Below are 16,089 nucleotides of genomic sequence, written 5' to 3' on the forward strand. Positions count from 1 at the left end.
CATGTAGATCAGTCCACACGCCCACCGTACATGGCGGATTAGAACGTTTCAATAGGAGGATCCCGACGCGTCGGCCGAGGGGTTCGCCTATCCGGCGGTCGACGCGCGCATCACGAGTTCCGGCTGGAAGACCACCTGCCGGGCCGGAGAGTCCGGCGCCTCCTCCTGGTCGAGCAGGATCCGCACGGCCGTCTGCCCGATGAGCGCGGCGGGCTGGCGCACCGACGACAGCGGCACCATCGCCGCGGCGGCGAAGTCGATGTCGTCGTAGCCGATGAGCGCGATGTCGTCGGGCACGCGGGCGGAGCCCTCCATGACGAGAGCCTGCAGGAGGCCCGTCGCCACCAGGTCGTTCGCGGCGAAGATCGCGTCGGGGCGCGCCCCCGCGAGCAGCTCGAGCCCGACGCGGCGACCCTCGAGCACCGTGAGCGCGCCGGTCGGCACGACGTCGAGCGTCGCACCCGGCGCGGCGTCGACGGCCGCGCGCGCCCCCGCAAGGCGATCGGCGACCTGGCGGATCCCCACCGGCCCGCCGACGAACGCGATCCGCCGCCGACCGATCGCCAGCAGGTGCTCGACCGCGAGACGGCCGCCCGCGACGTCGTCGACCGACACCGAGCCGAAGCGCGGATCGTCGCTCGCCCGGTCGACGAGCACCGCGCCGATGCCCCGCTCGTGCAGTCGTCGCAGCCGTGCGTCGACGTCGCCGTAGGGCGAGATGAGCACGCCACGCACGCGCTGCTCCTCGAACAGGTCGAGGTAGGAGGCCTCGCGCCCCGGGTGCTCGTCGCTGTTGCCGAGGATGACCGCCATCCCATGGTGCGCGGCCTCCTCCTCCGCGCCGCGCGCGACGTCCGTGAAGAACGGGTTGCGCACGTCGAGGACGACCAGCCCGATCGTGGTGGAGCGGCCCGCTCGCAGGACCCGCGCGGCGTCGTTGCGGACGTACCCGAGCTCGGCGATCGCGGCGCGGATGCGGTCCTGCGCCTCCGGCGACACCCGCTCCGGGTGGTTGAGCGCGTTCGACACCGTCCCGACCGACACGCGGGCGCGCTGGGCGACCTCGCGGATGCCGACGGCCGTCATGCGCTTCACCGTAGCGGGCGGCACGGCGGTCTACCGTGAGCGCGTGCGCAGCTCCCTCGACCTCTCCCTGCCCGCCGTCCTCGGCACCGCCTGGTTCACCGCGGGCGCGCCGGGCGCGGTCGACGCCTCGATCGCGACCTACCTGGAGGCGGGCGGCCGCGTGCTCGACTCGGCCCGCATCTACGGCGACAGCGAGGCCGTCATCGGCGGATGGCTGCGCGCGCACGGTGAGGTTCCGGGGCTGCAGCTGCTCACGAAGGGCGGGCACCCCGATCCCGCGGACTGGCTGCCGAGGCTCGACCGCGGCGCGCTGCTCCATGATGCGCGCACGAGCGTCGCGAAGCTGGGCCGGCCGGCCGACGCCTACCTGCTGCACCGCGACGACGTCGGGCGCCCGGTCGCGGACGTCGCCGACACCCTCCGCACCCTGGTCGACGAGGGGCTGACCTCCGCGGTCGGCGTCTCCAACTGGTCGCTCGATCGCACGCGGGAGCTGCGCGCCGCCCTGCAGGATCGGGGGCTCGACCTCGTCGCGGTCAGCGACTACGCGGGCCTCGCACGCCCCCTGTCCGAGCCGGACTTCGCGGGCGAGGAGAGCCTCGACGCGCCGACCCTGGGCTGGCTGGAGGAGACCGGGATCCCGAATCTGTCGTGGAGCTCGCAGTCCGGAGGGTGGTTCGCCGGCGTCCACCCGAGGGGCCAGTTCGCCGGCGCCGAGAACGTGCGCCGCCGCGCGGTGCTCGAGCAGGTCGCCGAGGTCGCCGGCCGCCGGCCCGAGTCGGTGCTCGCCCGGTGGACGGCGACCATCAGCCCGGTCGTCGTGCCGATCGTGGCGAGCCGCTCGCCCGAGCGCCTCGCCCGGACCCTCGCGGATCTGCGGGACCCGGCGCTGGACCCCGCCGTCGCGAATCTCGTCGCGGTGCTCGACCCGCAGGGCGTCGCGGGCCGTGCACTCCTGGAGCCCGGCGCGGTCTGGTGACCTTCGGATGTCGCGTCGGCGCCGAGAATGCTCTAGGGTTAAAACGTTTCAATCCCCGATGAAAGAGCCGTCATGGTCGACCTCGCCGCCATCTCCTCCCGCCTCGCCGAGCAGGCGATCGAACTCCCCTCCTGGGCGTTCGGCAACTCGGGCACCCGCTTCAAGGTCTTCGCACAGCCGGGCGTGCCCCGCGATCCCTACGAGAAGATCGCCGACGCGGCGCAGGTCCACCGGCACACCGGCCTCGCGCCGACCGTCGCGCTGCACATCCCGTGGGACAAGGTCGACTCCTACGCCGACCTCGCGAAGCGCGCCGAGGACCACGGCGTCGCGCTCGGCACGATCAACTCGAACACGTTCCAGGACGACGACTACAAGCTCGGCTCGGTCACCCACCGCGACGACCGGATCCGCCGGAAGGCGATCGACCACCACTTCGAGTGCATCGACATCATGAACGAGACCGGGTCGCGCGACCTCAAGATCTGGCTCGCCGACGGCACCAACTACCCGGGTCAGGACGACATGCGCGGCCGCCAGGACCGCCTGGCCGACTCGCTCGCCAAGATCTACGAGCGCATCGGCGACAACCAGCGCCTCGTGCTCGAGTACAAGATCTTCGAGCCGTCGTTCTACCACACGGACGTCCCGGACTGGGGCACCAGCTATGCGCAGGTGAGCGCCCTCGGCGACCGCGCCGTCGTCTGCCTCGACACCGGCCACCACGCGCCGAGCACGAACATCGAGTTCATCGTGATGCAGCTGCTCCGGCTCGGGAAGCTCGGCTCGTTCGACTTCAACTCCCGGTTCTACGCCGACGACGACCTCATCGTGGGCGCGGCCGACCCGTTCCAGCTGTTCCGGATCCTCGTCGAGGTCATCCGCGGGGGCGGGTACGGCGGCGATGGCGACACCGCCTTCATGCTCGACCAGTGCCACAACATCGAGGACAAGATCCCCGGTCAGATCCGCAGCGTGCTCAACGTGCAGGAGATGACGGCGCGGGCGCTCCTCGTCGACACGGCCGCGCTCGACGCGGCGCAGCGGGCGGGCGACGTGCTGACCGCCAACGGCCTCTTCATGGACGCGTTCTATACGGACGTGCGCCCGGCTCTCGCCGAGTGGCGCGCGTCGCGGGGCCTGCCGGAGGACCCGATGCGGGCCTATGCGGAGTCGGGCTACGCCGCGACGATCGTGGCCGACCGCGTGGGCGGGGCCCAGGCGGGCTGGGGGGCCTGACCCCGTGGTTCAGCGGGTCTGCTTCCAGCTCCGGGTGAAGCCGGACCGGATCGCGGAGTACGTCGAGCGCCACCGCGCCGTGGAGCCGGGGATGCTCGCCGCGATCCGCGACGCCGGACGCCGCGACTACTCGCTCTTCCTCCGCGACGACGGCCTGCTCGTCGGCTACTACGAGACCGACGACGACGCGGCCTCGGCCGCCGCGCTCGCCGCCGACCCGCGGACCGCCGCGTGGGAGGCCGCCTCGGCGGAGCTGTTCGACTCCCTCCCCGGCGCCCGCCCCGACCAGGGCGCCCCCACCCTCCGCGAGGTGTTCCACCTCGAGGACCAGCTCGACCGATTGGACCTCTCCCGATGACCACCGTCTCCGAACTGATCGCCCGCAGCAACCGGCTGGGCTCCGATCCGGTGAACACCAACTACGCGGGCGGCAACACCTCCGCGAAGGGCACCGACGCGGATCCCGTGACGGGCGAGGACGTCGAGCTGCTGTGGGTCAAGGGCTCGGGCGGCGACCTCGGCACGCTCACCGAGACGGGGCTCGCGGTGCTGCGGCTCGACCGGGTGCGTGCCCTGCGGAACGTCTACCGCGGCGTCGAGCACGAGGACGAGATGGTCGCGGCGCTGGAGCACTGCGCGTTCGGGCCGGGCGGGGCGGCGCCGTCGATCGACACGTTCATGCACGGGCTGGTGGATGCGCAGAGCGTGGATCACCTGCACCCGGATTCCGGCATCGCGTTCGCGACGGCGGCCGACGGCGAGGAGCTCACCCGCGCGGCGTTCGGCGACGCGGTCGTGTGGGTGCCGTGGCGGCGCCCCGGGATCCAGCTCGGCATCGACATCGCCGAGCTGAAGGAGCGGCACCCGGAGGCGATCGGCGCGATCCTCGGTGGGCACGGGATCACCGCCTGGGGCGACACCTCCGACGAGGCGGAGGCGAACTCCCTTCGGATCATCCGCACGGCGCAGGAGTACCTCGACGCGCACGGGAGGCCCGAGCCGTTCGGCGCGCGGGTCGCGGCGAACGCGGCGCTGCCGCCGGCGGAGCGCCGGGCGAAGGCGGCGCGTCTGGCCGCCACCATCCGGGGGATCGCGTCGCACGACCGGCCGATGGTGGGGCACTTCACCGACAGCGACGTGGTCCTCGACTTCCTCGCCTCGGAGAAGGCGCCCGCCCTCGCGGAGCTCGGCACGAGCTGCCCCGACCACTTCCTCCGCACGAAGGTCAAGCCGATGCTGCTCGACCTGCCCGCGGACGCCTCCGTCGAGGACTCGATCGCGCGGCTGACGGAGCTGCACGAGGAGTATCGCGCCGACTACACGGCGTACTACGAGCGCAACAAGGTCGCCGACTCCCCCGCCATGCGCGGCGCCGACCCGCTCATCGTGCTCGTGCCGGGCGTCGGCATGTTCAGCTACGGCGCGAACAAGCAGACCGCCCGCGTGGCCGGCGAGTTCTACATCAACGCGATCAACGTGATGAGCGGCGCCGAGTCCGTCTCGACCTACCGGCCGATCGACGAGGCCGAGAAGTTCCGGATCGAGTACTGGGCGCTCGAGGAGGCGAAACTCCAGCGGATGCCGAAGCCGAAGTCCCACGCCACCCGCATCGCGCTCGTCACGGGTGCCGCGTCCGGCATCGGCAAGGCGATCGCGACCCGGCTCGCCTCCGACGGCGCGTGCGTGATCATCGCCGACCTCGACCTCGAGAAGGCACGGGCCGCGGCCGCCGAGATCGGGAGCACCGACGTGGCGGTCGGCCTGGCGGTGAACGTCACCGACGCCGCCGCGATCGACGCGATGGTGCAGGAGGCGGTGCTCGCGTTCGGCGGACTCGACATCGTCGTCAACAACGCGGGGGTCTCGCTCTCGAAGCCGCTGCTGGAGACCACCGAGCAGGACTGGGACTTCCAGCACGAGATCATGGCCAAGGGCTCGTTCCTGGTCAGCAAGGCGACCGCGCCGATCCTCATCGAGCAGGGCATGGGCGGCGACGTCGTCTACATCGCCTCGAAGAACTCGGTGTTCGCCGGGCCGAACAACATCGCCTACTCCGCGACGAAGGCCGACCAGGCGCACCAGGTGCGCCTTCTCGCCGTCGAGCTCGGCGAGCACGGCGTCAAGGTCAACGGCATCAACCCCGACGGGGTCGTCAAGGGCTCCGGCATCTTCGCGTCCGGGTGGGGCGCGAACCGCGCGAAGACCTACGGCATCCACGAGGAGGACCTGGGGAAGTTCTACGCCCAGCGCACGATCCTGAAGCGCGAGGTGCTGCCCGAGAACGTCGCGAACGCGGTGTCGGTGCTCACAGGGCCCGACCTCTCGCACACGACCGGGCTGCACATCCCGGTGGACGCGGGCGTCGCCGCCGCCTTCCTCCGATGAGCGGGGGCGTGGTCGCGGCGGTCGACCTCGGGGCGACGAGCGGTCGCGTCGTGCTCGGCCGCGTCGGCGGCGGGGAGCTGCGGCTCACCGAGGTCGCGCGCTTCGCGAACCAGCCGGTCCGCACCCTCGACGGTCTGCACTGGAGCGTCCTCGAGCTCTATCGCGACGTCGTCGAGGGGCTCGCGGAGGCGGTGCGGCGGGAGTCGGCGCTCGCGAGCATCGGCATCGACTCCTGGGCGGTCGACTACGGCCTGCTGCGGGAGGGCCGGCTGCTCGGCGACCCCTACGCCTACCGCGACGAGCGGAACGCCGCCGCGGTCGAGGTGGTGCACGAGCTCGTCGGCCCCGAGGAGCTCTACCGCCGCAACGGCCTGCAGCACCTGCCGTTCACCACGCTGTTCCAGCTCACCGCCGACCGGACCGCGGGCGTGCTCGACCTCGCCGACTCCTTTCTGCTCCTCCCCGACCTCCTCGCGTACTGGCTCACCGGCCGGAGCGTCGCCGAGCGCACGAACGCCTCGACGACCGGGCTCGTCGGCGTCGAGAGCGGCGAGTGGGACTTCTCGCTCGTCGAGCGGCTCGGCCTGCCGCCGCAGATCCTCCGCCCCCTCGTCGACGCCGGCACCGACCTCGGCGGGCTCGCGCCGACCGCCGTGCGCGGCGTCGGGGCGACCCGCGCACGGGTGACCACGGTCGGATCGCACGACACCGCGTCGGCGGTCGTCGCGATCCCGGCCACCCGCTCCGACGTCGCCTACATCTCCAGCGGCACCTGGTCGCTCGTCGGCGTGGAGCTCGAGCGGCCCGTGCTGTCGGAGGCCTCGCGCGCGGCCGGCTTCACCAACGAGCGCGGGGTCGACGGACGGGTGCGCTACCTGCACAACGTCATGGGCCTGTGGCTGCTGAGCGAGTGCATCCGCGACTGGGAGCGCGCAGGCGAGACCGTCTCGCTGGCCGCCCTGCTGGAGCAGGCGGACGCGGTCGCGGGCGAGGTGCCGGTCTTCGACGCCGACGACGAGGCGTTCCTCGCCCCCGGCGACATGCCGGCCCGGATCGCGGCCTGGCTCAGCGCGCACGACCGGCCGGTGCCGGCATCCCGCCCGGAGCTCGTGCGCTCGATCCTGCAGAGCCTCGCGAACGCGTACGCCGCCGCGGTGCGCTCGGCGGCGGAGCTGAGCGGCGTCGATGTGCGAGCCGTGCACATCGTCGGCGGCGGATCGCAGAACGCACTCCTCTGCCGGCTGACGGCCGATGCGACCGGGCTGCCCGTGCTCGCCGGGCCGGTGGAGGCGACCGCGATCGGCAACGTGCTCGTGCAGGCGCGCGCGCTCGGCTGGGTGTCGGGCGACCTGGAGGCGCTGCGGGCGCTCGTGGTGCGCGCGTTCCCCGTGCACGAGTACCCGCCCACCGCACGGACCCCGTGACCGCGCCCCGCCTCGGTCGTCGACGCGCCGGCACCCTCACCGCGTACGTGATCGGCGGGATGCTCGCCTCCACCTGGGGGCCGCGGCTGCCCGACCTCACGCGCGAGCTGCACGTGACGACGGGCGAGATCGGCGCCGTGCTCGCGGTCGCCAACCTGGGTCTGCTCGCGGGGCTCGTGGTCGCGTCGCCGGCGGCGCGGATCCTCGGGGCCCGCCGCGCGGTCGCGGTCGCGCTGGCCGTCATCGCGCTGTGCCTCGGCGCCGCGGCGCTGGTCGTGGCGGCGGGCGCCGTGCTCCCGTTCGCGGTCGTGCTCACGGTGCTCGGTTTCGCGGTCGGCGCGCTCGACGTGCTCATCAACGCGGAGGGCGCGGCGATCGAGCACGACACCGGGCGCAGCTTCCTCCCGCTGCTGCACGCGCTGTGGCTCGGCGGCGCCGCAGCGGGCGCGGCGGTCGGCGCGGCGTGCGCGGGCCTCGGCATCTCGGCGGCGATGCAGGCGGCGGGACTCGCGGTGTTCGTCGTGATCCTCGGCGTCGGCATCGTCGTCTCGCTGCCGCGGGCGATCCCCGTACCCGACGAGGCGATCGGCGGCGGCATCGGGGGGCGCGGCCGCGCGCGGGTCTGGACCGACCCGCGGCTCATCGCGCTCGGAGCCCTCATCTTCGGGGTCGAGCTCGCGGAGGGCTCGGCGCGCACCTGGATCCCGCTGGCCGTCGAGAGCGGGCTGCACCGGTCCGACGCGGTCGCCGCCCTCTTCGTCACCGTCTTCTCGATCACGACGGCGGGGTTCCGCGCCGTCAGCGGCCCCGTCGTCGACCGGATCGGGCGGATCGTCGTCGTGCGCGTCACGATCGCCGTGGGCGCCGTCGGGGTCGCGCTCTTCATCCTCGGCGGGTCGTTCCTGCCCGTCCTCATCGGCACCCTGCTCTGGGCGGTGGGCAACTCCGTCGCCGGTCCGCTCGCGATGTCGGCCGCGGCGGAGGGCGGCGCCGGCGCCGCGGCGCGCATCGGCGTCGTGTCGACGATCGGTTTCGCCGCCGGCCTCGCCGGGCCGCCGGTGATCGGGCTGCTCGCCCAGGACGCGGGGATCATCCCGGCGCTGTGGCTGCTCGTCGTGGCCTTCGCGGGGGCGTTCGCGGTCTCGGGGGCGCTCCGGCCCCGCGATGTGCCGCGACCGACCTAGCCCGGCGAGCTGCGACTCGCTCGCCCTACAGGGATTGTTCGACAATCTGGTAGGTTGACGGGCAATGTTGCAGCTGCCCTCCTCCGTGCTCCCCGGCACGATCGCCGACGCCCTCCGCGCCGACGTGATCGACGCCGTGCTCGCTCCCGGCGAGACGGTGACGGAGGCGGCGGTCGCCGTGCGCTTCGGCGTCGCGCGCTCGACGGCGCGGCTCGCGATCGAGAAGCTCGTGGCCGACGGGTTGCTCCGCCGCGAGGCGCACCGCGCCGCGCGCGTGCCCGAGCTCACCCGCGACGACGTCGAGGACCTCTACGCGACCCGGGCCGTCATCGAGGGGGCGGCGATGCGCCGGCTTGCCGAGGACGGCGCCGTCCCCGCCGACGCGCTCGCGGCGCACCGCGGCATCCGCGCGGCCGCGAAGGACGGCGGCCCGTTCGCCGCGCTCGACATCGCGTTCCACCGCGCGCTCGTCGCCGGCCAGCGCTCGCCGCGGCTGGCGCGCACCCACGAGCAGCTCATGGGCGAGGTCGAGCTCGGCATCGGCCAGGTGCAGGCCCACGCCCTCATGTCGGCGACCACGATCGCCGAGCAGCACGAGTACATCCTGGCCGCCGTCATCGGCGGCGACGGCGAGCGCGCCGAGCGCCTCGCCCGCGAGCACGTCGCCGCCGCGCGCGACGCCCTGCTCGCGCACTTCGACTCCCGCACCCCGACCGAGGAAGGCTGATCATGGTCGAACGCCACGTCCCGCGCCCCGCCGAGATCTTCGAGCTCATGCAGTTCAAGAAGCCCGAGTTCGACGGGCGGAAGCGCCGTCTTTCCGCCGCGCTGACGATCGAGGACCTCCGCACGATCGCGAAGCGCCGCACGCCGAAGGCCGCCTTCGACTACACGGACGGCTCCGCCGAGGACGAGATCTCGCTCGCGCGGGCCCGGCAGGCGTTCCGCGACATCGAGTTCACCCCCGGCATCCTCCGCGGGCTGAGCGACGACGTCGACACGAGCCGCGAGATCCTCGGCGGGCCCTCGGCGCTGCCGTTCGCGATCGCGCCAACCGGCTTCACGCGGCTCATGCAGACCGAGGGCGAGACGGCGGGAGCCGGGGCGGCCGGCGCCGCCGGGATCCCGTTCACGCTCTCCACCCTCGGGACCACCTCGATCGAGAAGGTCGCGGAGGCGAACCCGAGCGGGCGCAACTGGTTCCAGCTCTACGTGATGCGCCGGCGCGAGATCTCGTACGGGCTCGTCGAGCGCGCGGCGAAGGCCGGCTTCGACACCCTCCAGTTCACGGTCGACACCCCGGTCGCCGGGGCGCGCCTGCGCGACAAGCGCAACGGCTTCTCGATCCCGCCGCAGCTCACCGCCGGCACGATCATCAACGCGATCCCCCGTCCGTGGTGGTGGTGGGACTTCCTGACCACCCCGAAGCTCGAGTTCGCCTCGCTCTCGACCACCGGCGGCACCGTGGGCGAGCTCCTCGACGCGGCCATGGACCCGTCGATCTCGTTCGCCGACCTGGATGTCATCCGCGGGATGTGGCCGGGCAAGCTCGTCATCAAGGGCGTGCAGTCGCTCGAGGATGCGAAGAGGCTCGCCGACCTCGGCGTCGACGGCATCATCCTGTCGAACCACGGCGGGCGGCAGCTCGACCGGGCGCCGATCCCCTTCCGGCTGCTGCCGCATGTCGTGCGCGAGGTCGGCTCCGACGTCGAGATCGGGGTCGACACCGGGATCATGTCGGGAGCGGACATCGTGGCCGCGATCGCGCTCGGCGCGCGCTTCACGATGATCGGCCGCGCCTACCTGTACGGCCTCATGGCCGGCGGGCGGGCGGGCGTCGACCGGACCATCGAGATCCTCGCCGACCAGCTGCGCCGCACCATGAAGCTGCTCGGTGCCGGATCCCTCGACGAGCTGGACCCGGGCATGGTGACGCAGCTGCAGAGCCTGACGCCGATCGCGCTGCCGGAGGTCGCGACCCGCACGGTCGTGGCCGCGCCGGCCCGCCGTGCCGCGGCCGCGCCGTCGAAGAAGACCCCGGCGAAGGCGCCCGCGACTACTCGTCGCTGACGCGCGCCTCCGCGGCGAGCCACGCGCCCGCGATGAGTGTCGCCCCGAGCTCGGTCGGGTGCACGCCGTCCTCGGCGAGCGCCTTCTCGCCGTACTGGGCGGCGGCGTCGCGCATGACGTCGGCCAGGGGCACGAGCACCGCGCCGAACTCGTCCGCGAGCCGCCGCACCACGGCACGCTTCGCGTCCAGATCCTCCTCGCCCCAGCGGCGCTGCGCCGAGGTGACGGGCGCGACGAACGGCTCGACCAGGATCAGCCGCGGCGCGACCGTGTCGTGCGCCCGCCGCAGGATGAACCGGTAGTCCTCCTCGAACGCCTCGGCGGTCGTCGGGTCGTCGCGGTCGTAGCGGCGCCAGGTGTCGTTGATGCCGACGTAGACGGTGAGGATCTCGGGGTCGCGATCGAGGGCGTCCGCCGTCCACCGCGCACGCAGGTCGCGCACCCGGTCGCCCCCGATGCCGGTGTTGACGACCTCGCGGTCGTCGCCCTGCTGCGCGAGCTGCGCGGCCGCCATGCGCACCCAGCCGTGGCCGAGGCCCTCGGGATCCTCCCGTCGGCCCGCGTCGGTGATGCTGTCGCCGATGAACACCAGGGCTCCCATGCGACCAGGATAGGAGCGTGGAGTTCTGCATCTTCGTCGAGCCTCAGCTCGGCCTCAGCTGGGAGCAGCTGCTGACCGCCGCGCGGGCGACCGAGCGTCTCGGCTTCGACGGCTTCTTCCGTTCCGACCACCTGACCTGGACCGACCGCACCCTCCGCGGCGCCGGCGTCACCACCGACGCCTGGACGACCCTCGCGGGCCTCGCCGTCGCGACGGAGCGGATCCGGCTCGGCACCCTGGTGTCGCCGGTCACGTTCCGCGAGCCGGGGGTGCTCGCGGTGCAGGTCGCGAACGTCGACGCCATGTCGAGCGGCCGGGCGGAGCTCGGCCTCGGCGCCGGCTGGAACGCGGTGGAGCACGAGGCGTACGGGATCCCGTACCCCGAGAAGCGCTTCGGCCGGCTCGCGGAGGCGCTCGAGATCGCCACCGGGCTCTGGGCGACCGAGCCGGGCGACGCGTTCTCGTTCGCCGGCGAGCACTACCGGCTCGACCGCGCGCCCGGGGCGCAGCGCCCCACCGGCCCGACCGGCATCCCGCTCATCGTCGGCGGCGTTGGGGCGCCGCGTGGCGCGGCTCTCGCGGCCCGCTTCGCGACGGAGTTCAACACCTGGGTCGCGGACGACGCGGAGCTGACGGCGCGGTTCGCGCGCGTCGACGCAGCGGCGACCGCGATCGGGCGCGATCCCGGCTCGCTCCGCCGCTCGTTCGCGGCGAACGTCACCATCGGCGCGACGGAGGCGGCGGCCGACGCGCGGGCGCGCGCCCAGGGCGTCGACCCCGCCGAGCAGCGGCGCACCGCGCTCCACGGCACCCCGGCGCAGATCGCCGACCGGATCGCGGAGCTGGCGTCGTTCCGCCCCGCCCGCATCTACCTCCAGCTGCTCGACCCCACCGAGCTCAGCCAGCTCGACCTCCTCGCCGAGGCGACGCTCGCGGCTGCATGAGCGCCGACGACCACGTCATCGTTCTGCCGGGCGGCGGCTACGCGCGGCACGCCCCGCACGAGGCGGAGCCGGTCGCCGCATGGCTCGAGGGGCTCGGCGTCGCGGCGAGCGTGTTCCGCTACCCGGTGTCGACGCGGCATCCCGGCCCGCTCGAGGCCGTCCGCGGCGCGGTGCGGGAGGCGCGGGCGAACGGGGCGCAGCGCGTCGCGCTCCTCGGTTTCTCAGCGGGCGGCCACGCGGCCGGGATGGCGGCCCTCGCACCCGGCGCCGCACCCGACGAACGCGTCGACGCCGCGATCCTCGCCTACCCCGTCGTCTCGATGACGCTGCCGACGCACGCCGGGTCGCGCCGCGAGCTGCTCGGCGAGGGCCCCACCGAGACCGAGCGGCGTGCGACGTCGCTCGAGCACCTGGTGACCGCCGACGCGCCGCCGTTCTTCGTCTGGCACACGGCGGAGGACGCCGCCGTCCGGGTCGAGCACGCCTACCTGCTGGCGCAGGCTCTGGCGGCCGTCGATGCGCCGCACGAGCTGCACGTGTTCTCGACGGGACCGCACGGTCTGGGCCTCGCAGCGGAGGCGTCGGGAGCGCGGATGTGGCCCGCGCTCTGCGCCGAGTGGCTGCGCCGGGCAGGATGGATCGCGTGAGCGAATGGGATGAGGCCGTCCTCAAGGAATTCCACGACAACGGCGGCACGACGCAGATATTCGGCAGGGACATGGTGGTCGTGCACACGATCGGGGCGCGCTCCGGCGAGGTGCGACCGGTGTCGGCCCGCGCGGTGCGCGACGGCGACGACTGGATCGTGACCGCGACCGCCGGGGGCGCGCCGCGGGATCCCGCCTGGGCGCACAACCTGCGCGCGAATCCCGGCGTCGACCTCGAGGTCGCGGCGCCGGTGGCGGGCATCGAGATCGTGCCGGTGCGCGCCGCCGAGGTCGCGGAACCGGAACGCACCGAGCTGTACGCGCGGTTCGTCGCCGTGCAGGAGTCGTTCGCGCACTACCAGGAGAAGACCGACCGGGTGTTCCCGGTCTTCCGCCTCGCGCGCCGCTAGACGCCGGGCTCGAGCGGGCCGAGGAGGCTCGTCGCCACGGTCGCGTGCACCGACTCCGTGTCGGACGGGTGGTAGATCCCGGCGAGCACGTCGCGCTGCAGGCGCGCCAGCTCGCCACCCGCGGCGTACCCGCTGCCCCCCGCGAGGCGCATCACCTGGTCGACGACGTACCGCGCGGTCTCGGTGGAGCGGTGCTTCGCCCCGGTGAGCCGTCGGAACCACCGCGCGCCGTGGTCCACGAGCCCGTCGACGTCGGCCGCGAGCCCCTCGAGGTCGGGGGCGAGGGCGTCGAGCGCGAGGGCGGCGTCGGCGACCCGCCAGCGCAGGTCCGGATCCTGGGCGTAGCTGCGCCCGGTGCGCATCGACGTGCGCCGCCGCACCGCCTCGACCCCGAGCTCGAGGGCGCGGTCGGCGATCCCGGCGTAGACGGAGCCGATCAGGAGCAGGAAGTCCGCGAAGATCCCGAAGACGAAGGGATCGGCGTTCGGGCCCACCGGCAGGAACCGGGTGACGCGGGAGGCCGGCACGACCGCGTGGTCGAGGACGGTCGTGCGGGACTGCGTCGCGCGCATGCCGAGCGTGTCCCAGTCGTCGAGGGTGGTCACGCCCGCGATCGGGGTCGACGGCGTCTCGCGGGTCAGGAACCCGTGCACGAGCCGCGGCCCGTCCGGCCCGTCCTCCTGCCGCCCGAACACGCCGAGCCGCGTCCACGCCGGGGCGAGGGAGGTGAAGATCTTGGTGCCGGTGAACGCGAAGCCGTCGTCGACGGCGTCGACGACGGTGCGCGAATCCCACAGCACGAGGTCGTTGCCCGGCTCGCTGTTGCCGAACGCGAACAGCTCGCCGGCCTCGGCATCCCGCAGCACCCAGTCCAGCGAGGCGTCGCCGCGCTCGTGCAGGACGCGGGCGACGCCGACCCACACGAGGTGCATGTTGATGCCGAGGGCCGTCGCCGGCGCGTGGGCGGCGAGGAGGCGCTGGTCGCGCGCCGTGTCGAGGAGGGGACGCGGGGCGAGGTATCCGGCCGCGCGGAGCTCCGCGAGGTCGTCGTCGAAGAACGCGTTGTCGCGGTCGTAGCCGGCGGCACGCGAGCGGATGCGGTCGAGCAGCGCGGCGTCGAGGACAGAGCCGGGCCGGGAGTCGGTGGTGGCCACGCGCCCAGGCTAGCCAGCCGGGATCGGCGCGCGCTGCGCCCGCGCGACGGCGACGGCGACCGAGGCGGCCGCGACGACCGCGATCGCGACGGCCGCGGCGACGATGCCGATCCGCGGCGCCGCGATCCCGGCCGCGAGGACGAGGACCGCCGCCGGCACCGCCGCGACCCCCGGGTAGCCGGGGCGGTCGAGCAGCGGCACGTGCAGGGCCCAGATGAGGACGACGCACACGGCGGCAGGGACCGCGAGCGAGAGCCCGACCACCAGCTCCTGCACCTCGCCGGGGTGGGCGCTCGCCTGCACGGCCGCGTCGAGGCCGCCTCCGACCGCGGCGAGCGCCGCGAACAGCAGGTAGTGGCCGTAACCCCAGACGAACGACCGCTCCCGCCGGCGGGCGAGCCCCTCGCCGGCGGGCTGCAGGAAGTACGCCCACCACAGCGCGACGAGCAGCACCAGGCTCGCGACCGACACCACGACGAGCTGCGCCGTCACCCCGTGCGCGCGGAGCGCGGTGCTGAGCCCGTTGATCGCGGCGAGCACGGTCTCGCCGAGGAGGATGAGCACGAAGAGCGCGTAGCGCTCCGCGATGTGGTGCGGATGCCAGGCCAGGCCGCCGCGCCGCTCGGCCCAGACAGGGGTCGCGACCTCGAGCACGGCGAGCGCCACGAAGCCGACGACGAATGCCGCGCCGGTCAGCGGCACGGCGAGCCGGAGGCACCAGAGGATCTGCACGACCAGCACGCCCACGGCGTAGCGCAGCGAGGTGGCCCGGCTCTGCGGATGCTCGGCCGCCGCCCGCAACCACAGCGCGATCTGCCCCACCCGGATGACGACGTAGCCGATCGTGACGACCAGGAAGTCGCCGCGCTCGAACGCCTGCGGCACGCCGGCCGCGATGACGAGCACGCCGGCCATCTGGAGCACCACCAGCAGGCGGTAGAGGACGTCGTCGGTGTCGTAGGCCGATGCGAACCAGGTGAAATTGATCCACGCCCACCAGATCGCGAAGAACACGAACAGGTACGGGACGACGAATCCGAGCACCTCCCCGTGCTCGATCGCGGTCACCAGCTGCGCGACGAGCGACCCGACGGCGACCACGAACACGAGGTCGTAGAGCGCCTCGAGCGGGCTCGACGCGCGGCCCGGTTCCGAGGTGTCGCGGGCCCGCATCCGGAGGTGGATGCCGGTGCCGCGCGTCGCCATGCCCGCGAGCCTAGCGACGGGCGGCTACCGCACGACGCTGAGCAGCAGGAGCGCGATGAGCCCGACGATCTGGCCGATGGCGAGGAACCCGCCGAGACCCGCGCCGGCGCCCGCGAGACCGCGACGAGCACCCGGCCGGGCGATCGCGATGAGGCCGAGCACCAGCGCCACGGCGCCCAGGACGAGCACCGGGAGGCCGGTGATCAGGCCCACCGCGGCCGCCGACGCCCCCGCGCGGAGCTGGAGCGCCAGCGCGATCGGCCCGCTCAGCGCCGCCAGGACCGCCGCCACGATCGCCACCGCGAGGGCGACGACCGCGAGCGCACCGCTCGCGCGCGCGGGCGACGGGGCGACCTCGGGGACGGGCGGCGGGACGACGCTCACCGGGTCACCATCAGACCGGCGACGATCGGGGTTCCAGCAAACGACACGATCCAGGAACCGACCTCGAAGAGGCCGACGGCGGCTCCGGCTCCCGCGAGACCGTGCGGACGACCGGGTCGGGTGAGGCCGACGATGCCGACGGCGGCGGCCGCGATCCCGAGAAGCAGGCCGACGACGCCGCTGACGGTGAAGACGGTCGAGAGCGCGGTGATCGTGAGATGCGCGTCGCGCGCGACCACAGGGGCCGCGTAGCTGACGACACGGGTGGCGATCCCGACGACCAGGATCGCCGCGGCGAGGAGGAACGCGGCCAGCCCGAACGCGTTGCCGACGCGGGCGGGCGGGGCGAGAGCGGGTGCGGTCGCGGTCATGCCCG

17 protein-coding genes are annotated in these 16,089 nt (G+C 73.8%); 11 read left to right on the forward strand and 6 right to left on the reverse strand.

Annotated features, from left to right (window positions below; genetic code table 11):
- Positions 1–87 precede the first annotated feature (87 nt).
- On the reverse strand, positions 88–1,086 hold the full coding sequence (locus tag ACTHM3_RS13755; RefSeq protein WP_440406754.1) for a LacI family DNA-binding transcriptional regulator: 999 nt from the start codon (positions 1,084–1,086) through the stop codon (positions 88–90).
- Between the two features lie 43 nt (positions 1,087–1,129).
- On the opposite strand from ACTHM3_RS13755, the gene ACTHM3_RS13760 reads away from it, so the two are divergent.
- The 8 genes from ACTHM3_RS13760 (at position 1,130) to ACTHM3_RS13795 (ending at position 10,367) form a co-directional block, all read left to right on the forward strand.
- Positions 1,130–2,065, forward strand: a complete 936-nt coding sequence (locus ACTHM3_RS13760; protein WP_440406755.1) for an aldo/keto reductase — start codon at positions 1,130–1,132, stop codon at positions 2,063–2,065.
- A 72-nt stretch (positions 2,066–2,137) separates the two neighbouring features.
- Positions 2,138–3,304: an L-rhamnose isomerase gene (gene rhaI, locus ACTHM3_RS13765; RefSeq protein ID WP_440406756.1), complete on the forward strand. Its 1,167-nt coding sequence runs from the start codon at positions 2,138–2,140 to the stop codon at positions 3,302–3,304.
- Between the two features lie 4 nt (positions 3,305–3,308).
- Positions 3,309–3,662, forward strand: a complete 354-nt coding sequence (locus ACTHM3_RS13770) for an L-rhamnose mutarotase (RefSeq protein ID WP_440406758.1) — start codon at positions 3,309–3,311, stop codon at positions 3,660–3,662.
- Entirely contained in the window at positions 3,659–5,689 is a 2,031-nt protein-coding gene (locus ACTHM3_RS13775; RefSeq protein ID WP_440406760.1) for a bifunctional aldolase/short-chain dehydrogenase, read from the forward strand. Before ACTHM3_RS13770 ends, ACTHM3_RS13775 begins: the two co-directional genes overlap by 4 nt.
- On the forward strand, positions 5,686–7,113 hold the full coding sequence (locus ACTHM3_RS13780) for a rhamnulokinase (protein ID WP_440406761.1): 1,428 nt from the start codon (positions 5,686–5,688) through the stop codon (positions 7,111–7,113). Before ACTHM3_RS13775 ends, ACTHM3_RS13780 begins: the two co-directional genes overlap by 4 nt.
- On the forward strand, positions 7,110–8,297 hold the full coding sequence (locus tag ACTHM3_RS13785; protein WP_440406763.1) for an MFS transporter: 1,188 nt from the start codon (positions 7,110–7,112) through the stop codon (positions 8,295–8,297). The genes ACTHM3_RS13780 and ACTHM3_RS13785 overlap by 4 nt, the downstream gene beginning before the upstream one ends.
- Positions 8,298–8,361: 64 nt before the next feature.
- A complete protein-coding gene (locus ACTHM3_RS13790) occupies positions 8,362–9,024 on the forward strand; it encodes a GntR family transcriptional regulator (RefSeq protein ID WP_440406764.1) in 663 nt (220 codons plus the stop codon).
- A gap of 2 nt (positions 9,025–9,026) precedes the next feature.
- Entirely contained in the window at positions 9,027–10,367 is a 1,341-nt protein-coding gene (locus tag ACTHM3_RS13795; RefSeq protein WP_440406765.1) for an alpha-hydroxy acid oxidase, read from the forward strand.
- Here ACTHM3_RS13795 and ACTHM3_RS13800 read toward each other — a convergent pair.
- A complete protein-coding gene (locus ACTHM3_RS13800) occupies positions 10,354–10,968 on the reverse strand; it encodes an SGNH/GDSL hydrolase family protein (protein WP_440406766.1) in 615 nt (204 codons plus the stop codon). The genes ACTHM3_RS13795 and ACTHM3_RS13800 overlap by 14 nt on opposite strands.
- Before the next feature lie 17 nt (positions 10,969–10,985).
- Here ACTHM3_RS13800 and ACTHM3_RS13805 point away from each other — a divergent pair, with 17 nt between their 5' ends.
- The 3 genes from ACTHM3_RS13805 to ACTHM3_RS13815 are packed head-to-tail and all read left to right on the forward strand — an operon-like array spanning position 10,986 to position 12,969.
- Positions 10,986–11,912, forward strand: a complete 927-nt coding sequence (locus tag ACTHM3_RS13805; RefSeq protein ID WP_440406767.1) for a TIGR03560 family F420-dependent LLM class oxidoreductase — start codon at positions 10,986–10,988, stop codon at positions 11,910–11,912.
- The gene (locus ACTHM3_RS13810) at positions 11,909–12,559 is read left to right on the forward strand and encodes an alpha/beta hydrolase (protein WP_440406768.1); all 651 of its coding nucleotides are present in this window, start codon (positions 11,909–11,911) and stop codon (positions 12,557–12,559) included. Before ACTHM3_RS13805 ends, ACTHM3_RS13810 begins: the two co-directional genes overlap by 4 nt.
- Positions 12,556–12,969: a nitroreductase/quinone reductase family protein gene (locus tag ACTHM3_RS13815; RefSeq protein ID WP_440406769.1), complete on the forward strand. Its 414-nt coding sequence runs from the start codon at positions 12,556–12,558 to the stop codon at positions 12,967–12,969. Before ACTHM3_RS13810 ends, ACTHM3_RS13815 begins: the two co-directional genes overlap by 4 nt.
- On the opposite strand, the gene ACTHM3_RS13820 is transcribed toward ACTHM3_RS13815, so the two are convergent.
- Genes ACTHM3_RS13820 through ACTHM3_RS13835 form a run of 4 tightly spaced genes read right to left on the reverse strand, consistent with a single transcriptional unit; the run spans position 12,966 to position 16,084 of the window.
- Positions 12,966–14,123 (reverse strand): acyl-CoA dehydrogenase family protein, encoded by a 1,158-nt coding sequence (locus ACTHM3_RS13820; RefSeq protein ID WP_440406770.1) that lies wholly within the window; start codon positions 14,121–14,123, stop codon positions 12,966–12,968. The genes ACTHM3_RS13815 and ACTHM3_RS13820 overlap by 4 nt on opposite strands.
- A gap of 9 nt (positions 14,124–14,132) precedes the next feature.
- Positions 14,133–15,329 carry a low temperature requirement protein A gene (locus tag ACTHM3_RS13825; RefSeq protein ID WP_440406771.1) on the reverse strand — a complete coding sequence of 399 codons (1,197 nt, stop codon included), beginning with the start codon at positions 15,327–15,329 and terminating at the stop codon, positions 14,133–14,135.
- Positions 15,330–15,353: 24 nt separating this feature from the next.
- Positions 15,354–15,713, reverse strand: coding sequence for a hypothetical protein (locus tag ACTHM3_RS13830; protein WP_440406773.1), 360 nt, complete (start codon positions 15,711–15,713; stop codon positions 15,354–15,356).
- Complete coding sequence (locus tag ACTHM3_RS13835; protein ID WP_440406775.1) at positions 15,710–16,084, reverse strand: hypothetical protein; 375 nt, start codon at positions 16,082–16,084, stop codon at positions 15,710–15,712. The genes ACTHM3_RS13830 and ACTHM3_RS13835 overlap by 4 nt, the downstream gene beginning before the upstream one ends.
- Positions 16,085–16,089: the final 5 nt, after the last annotated feature.

It is taken from the genome of Pseudolysinimonas sp., from assembly GCF_051954455.1.
GTDB lineage: Bacteria > Actinomycetota > Actinomycetes > Actinomycetales > Microbacteriaceae > Pseudolysinimonas.

Excerpts from the sequence above, each read along its gene's own strand:
- ACTHM3_RS13755 (WP_440406754.1), bottom strand. The coding sequence starts at position 1,086 with ATGACGGCCGTCGGCATCCGCGAGGTCGCCCAGCGCGCCCGCGTGTCG.
- rhaI (WP_440406756.1), top strand. The coding sequence starts at position 2,138 with ATGGTCGACCTCGCCGCCATCTCCTCCCGCCTCGCCGAGCAGGCGATC.
- ACTHM3_RS13775 (WP_440406760.1), top strand. The coding sequence starts at position 3,659 with ATGACCACCGTCTCCGAACTGATCGCCCGCAGCAACCGGCTGGGCTCC.
- ACTHM3_RS13780 (WP_440406761.1), top strand. The coding sequence starts at position 5,686 with ATGAGCGGGGGCGTGGTCGCGGCGGTCGACCTCGGGGCGACGAGCGGT.
- ACTHM3_RS13790 (WP_440406764.1), top strand. The coding sequence starts at position 8,362 with ATGTTGCAGCTGCCCTCCTCCGTGCTCCCCGGCACGATCGCCGACGCC.
- ACTHM3_RS13795 (WP_440406765.1), top strand. The coding sequence starts at position 9,027 with ATGGTCGAACGCCACGTCCCGCGCCCCGCCGAGATCTTCGAGCTCATG.
- ACTHM3_RS13800 (WP_440406766.1), bottom strand. The coding sequence starts at position 10,968 with ATGGGAGCCCTGGTGTTCATCGGCGACAGCATCACCGACGCGGGCCGA.
- ACTHM3_RS13810 (WP_440406768.1), top strand. The coding sequence starts at position 11,909 with ATGAGCGCCGACGACCACGTCATCGTTCTGCCGGGCGGCGGCTACGCG.
- ACTHM3_RS13825 (WP_440406771.1), bottom strand. The coding sequence starts at position 15,329 with ATGGCGACGCGCGGCACCGGCATCCACCTCCGGATGCGGGCCCGCGAC.
- ACTHM3_RS13835 (WP_440406775.1), bottom strand. The coding sequence starts at position 16,084 with ATGACCGCGACCGCACCCGCTCTCGCCCCGCCCGCCCGCGTCGGCAAC.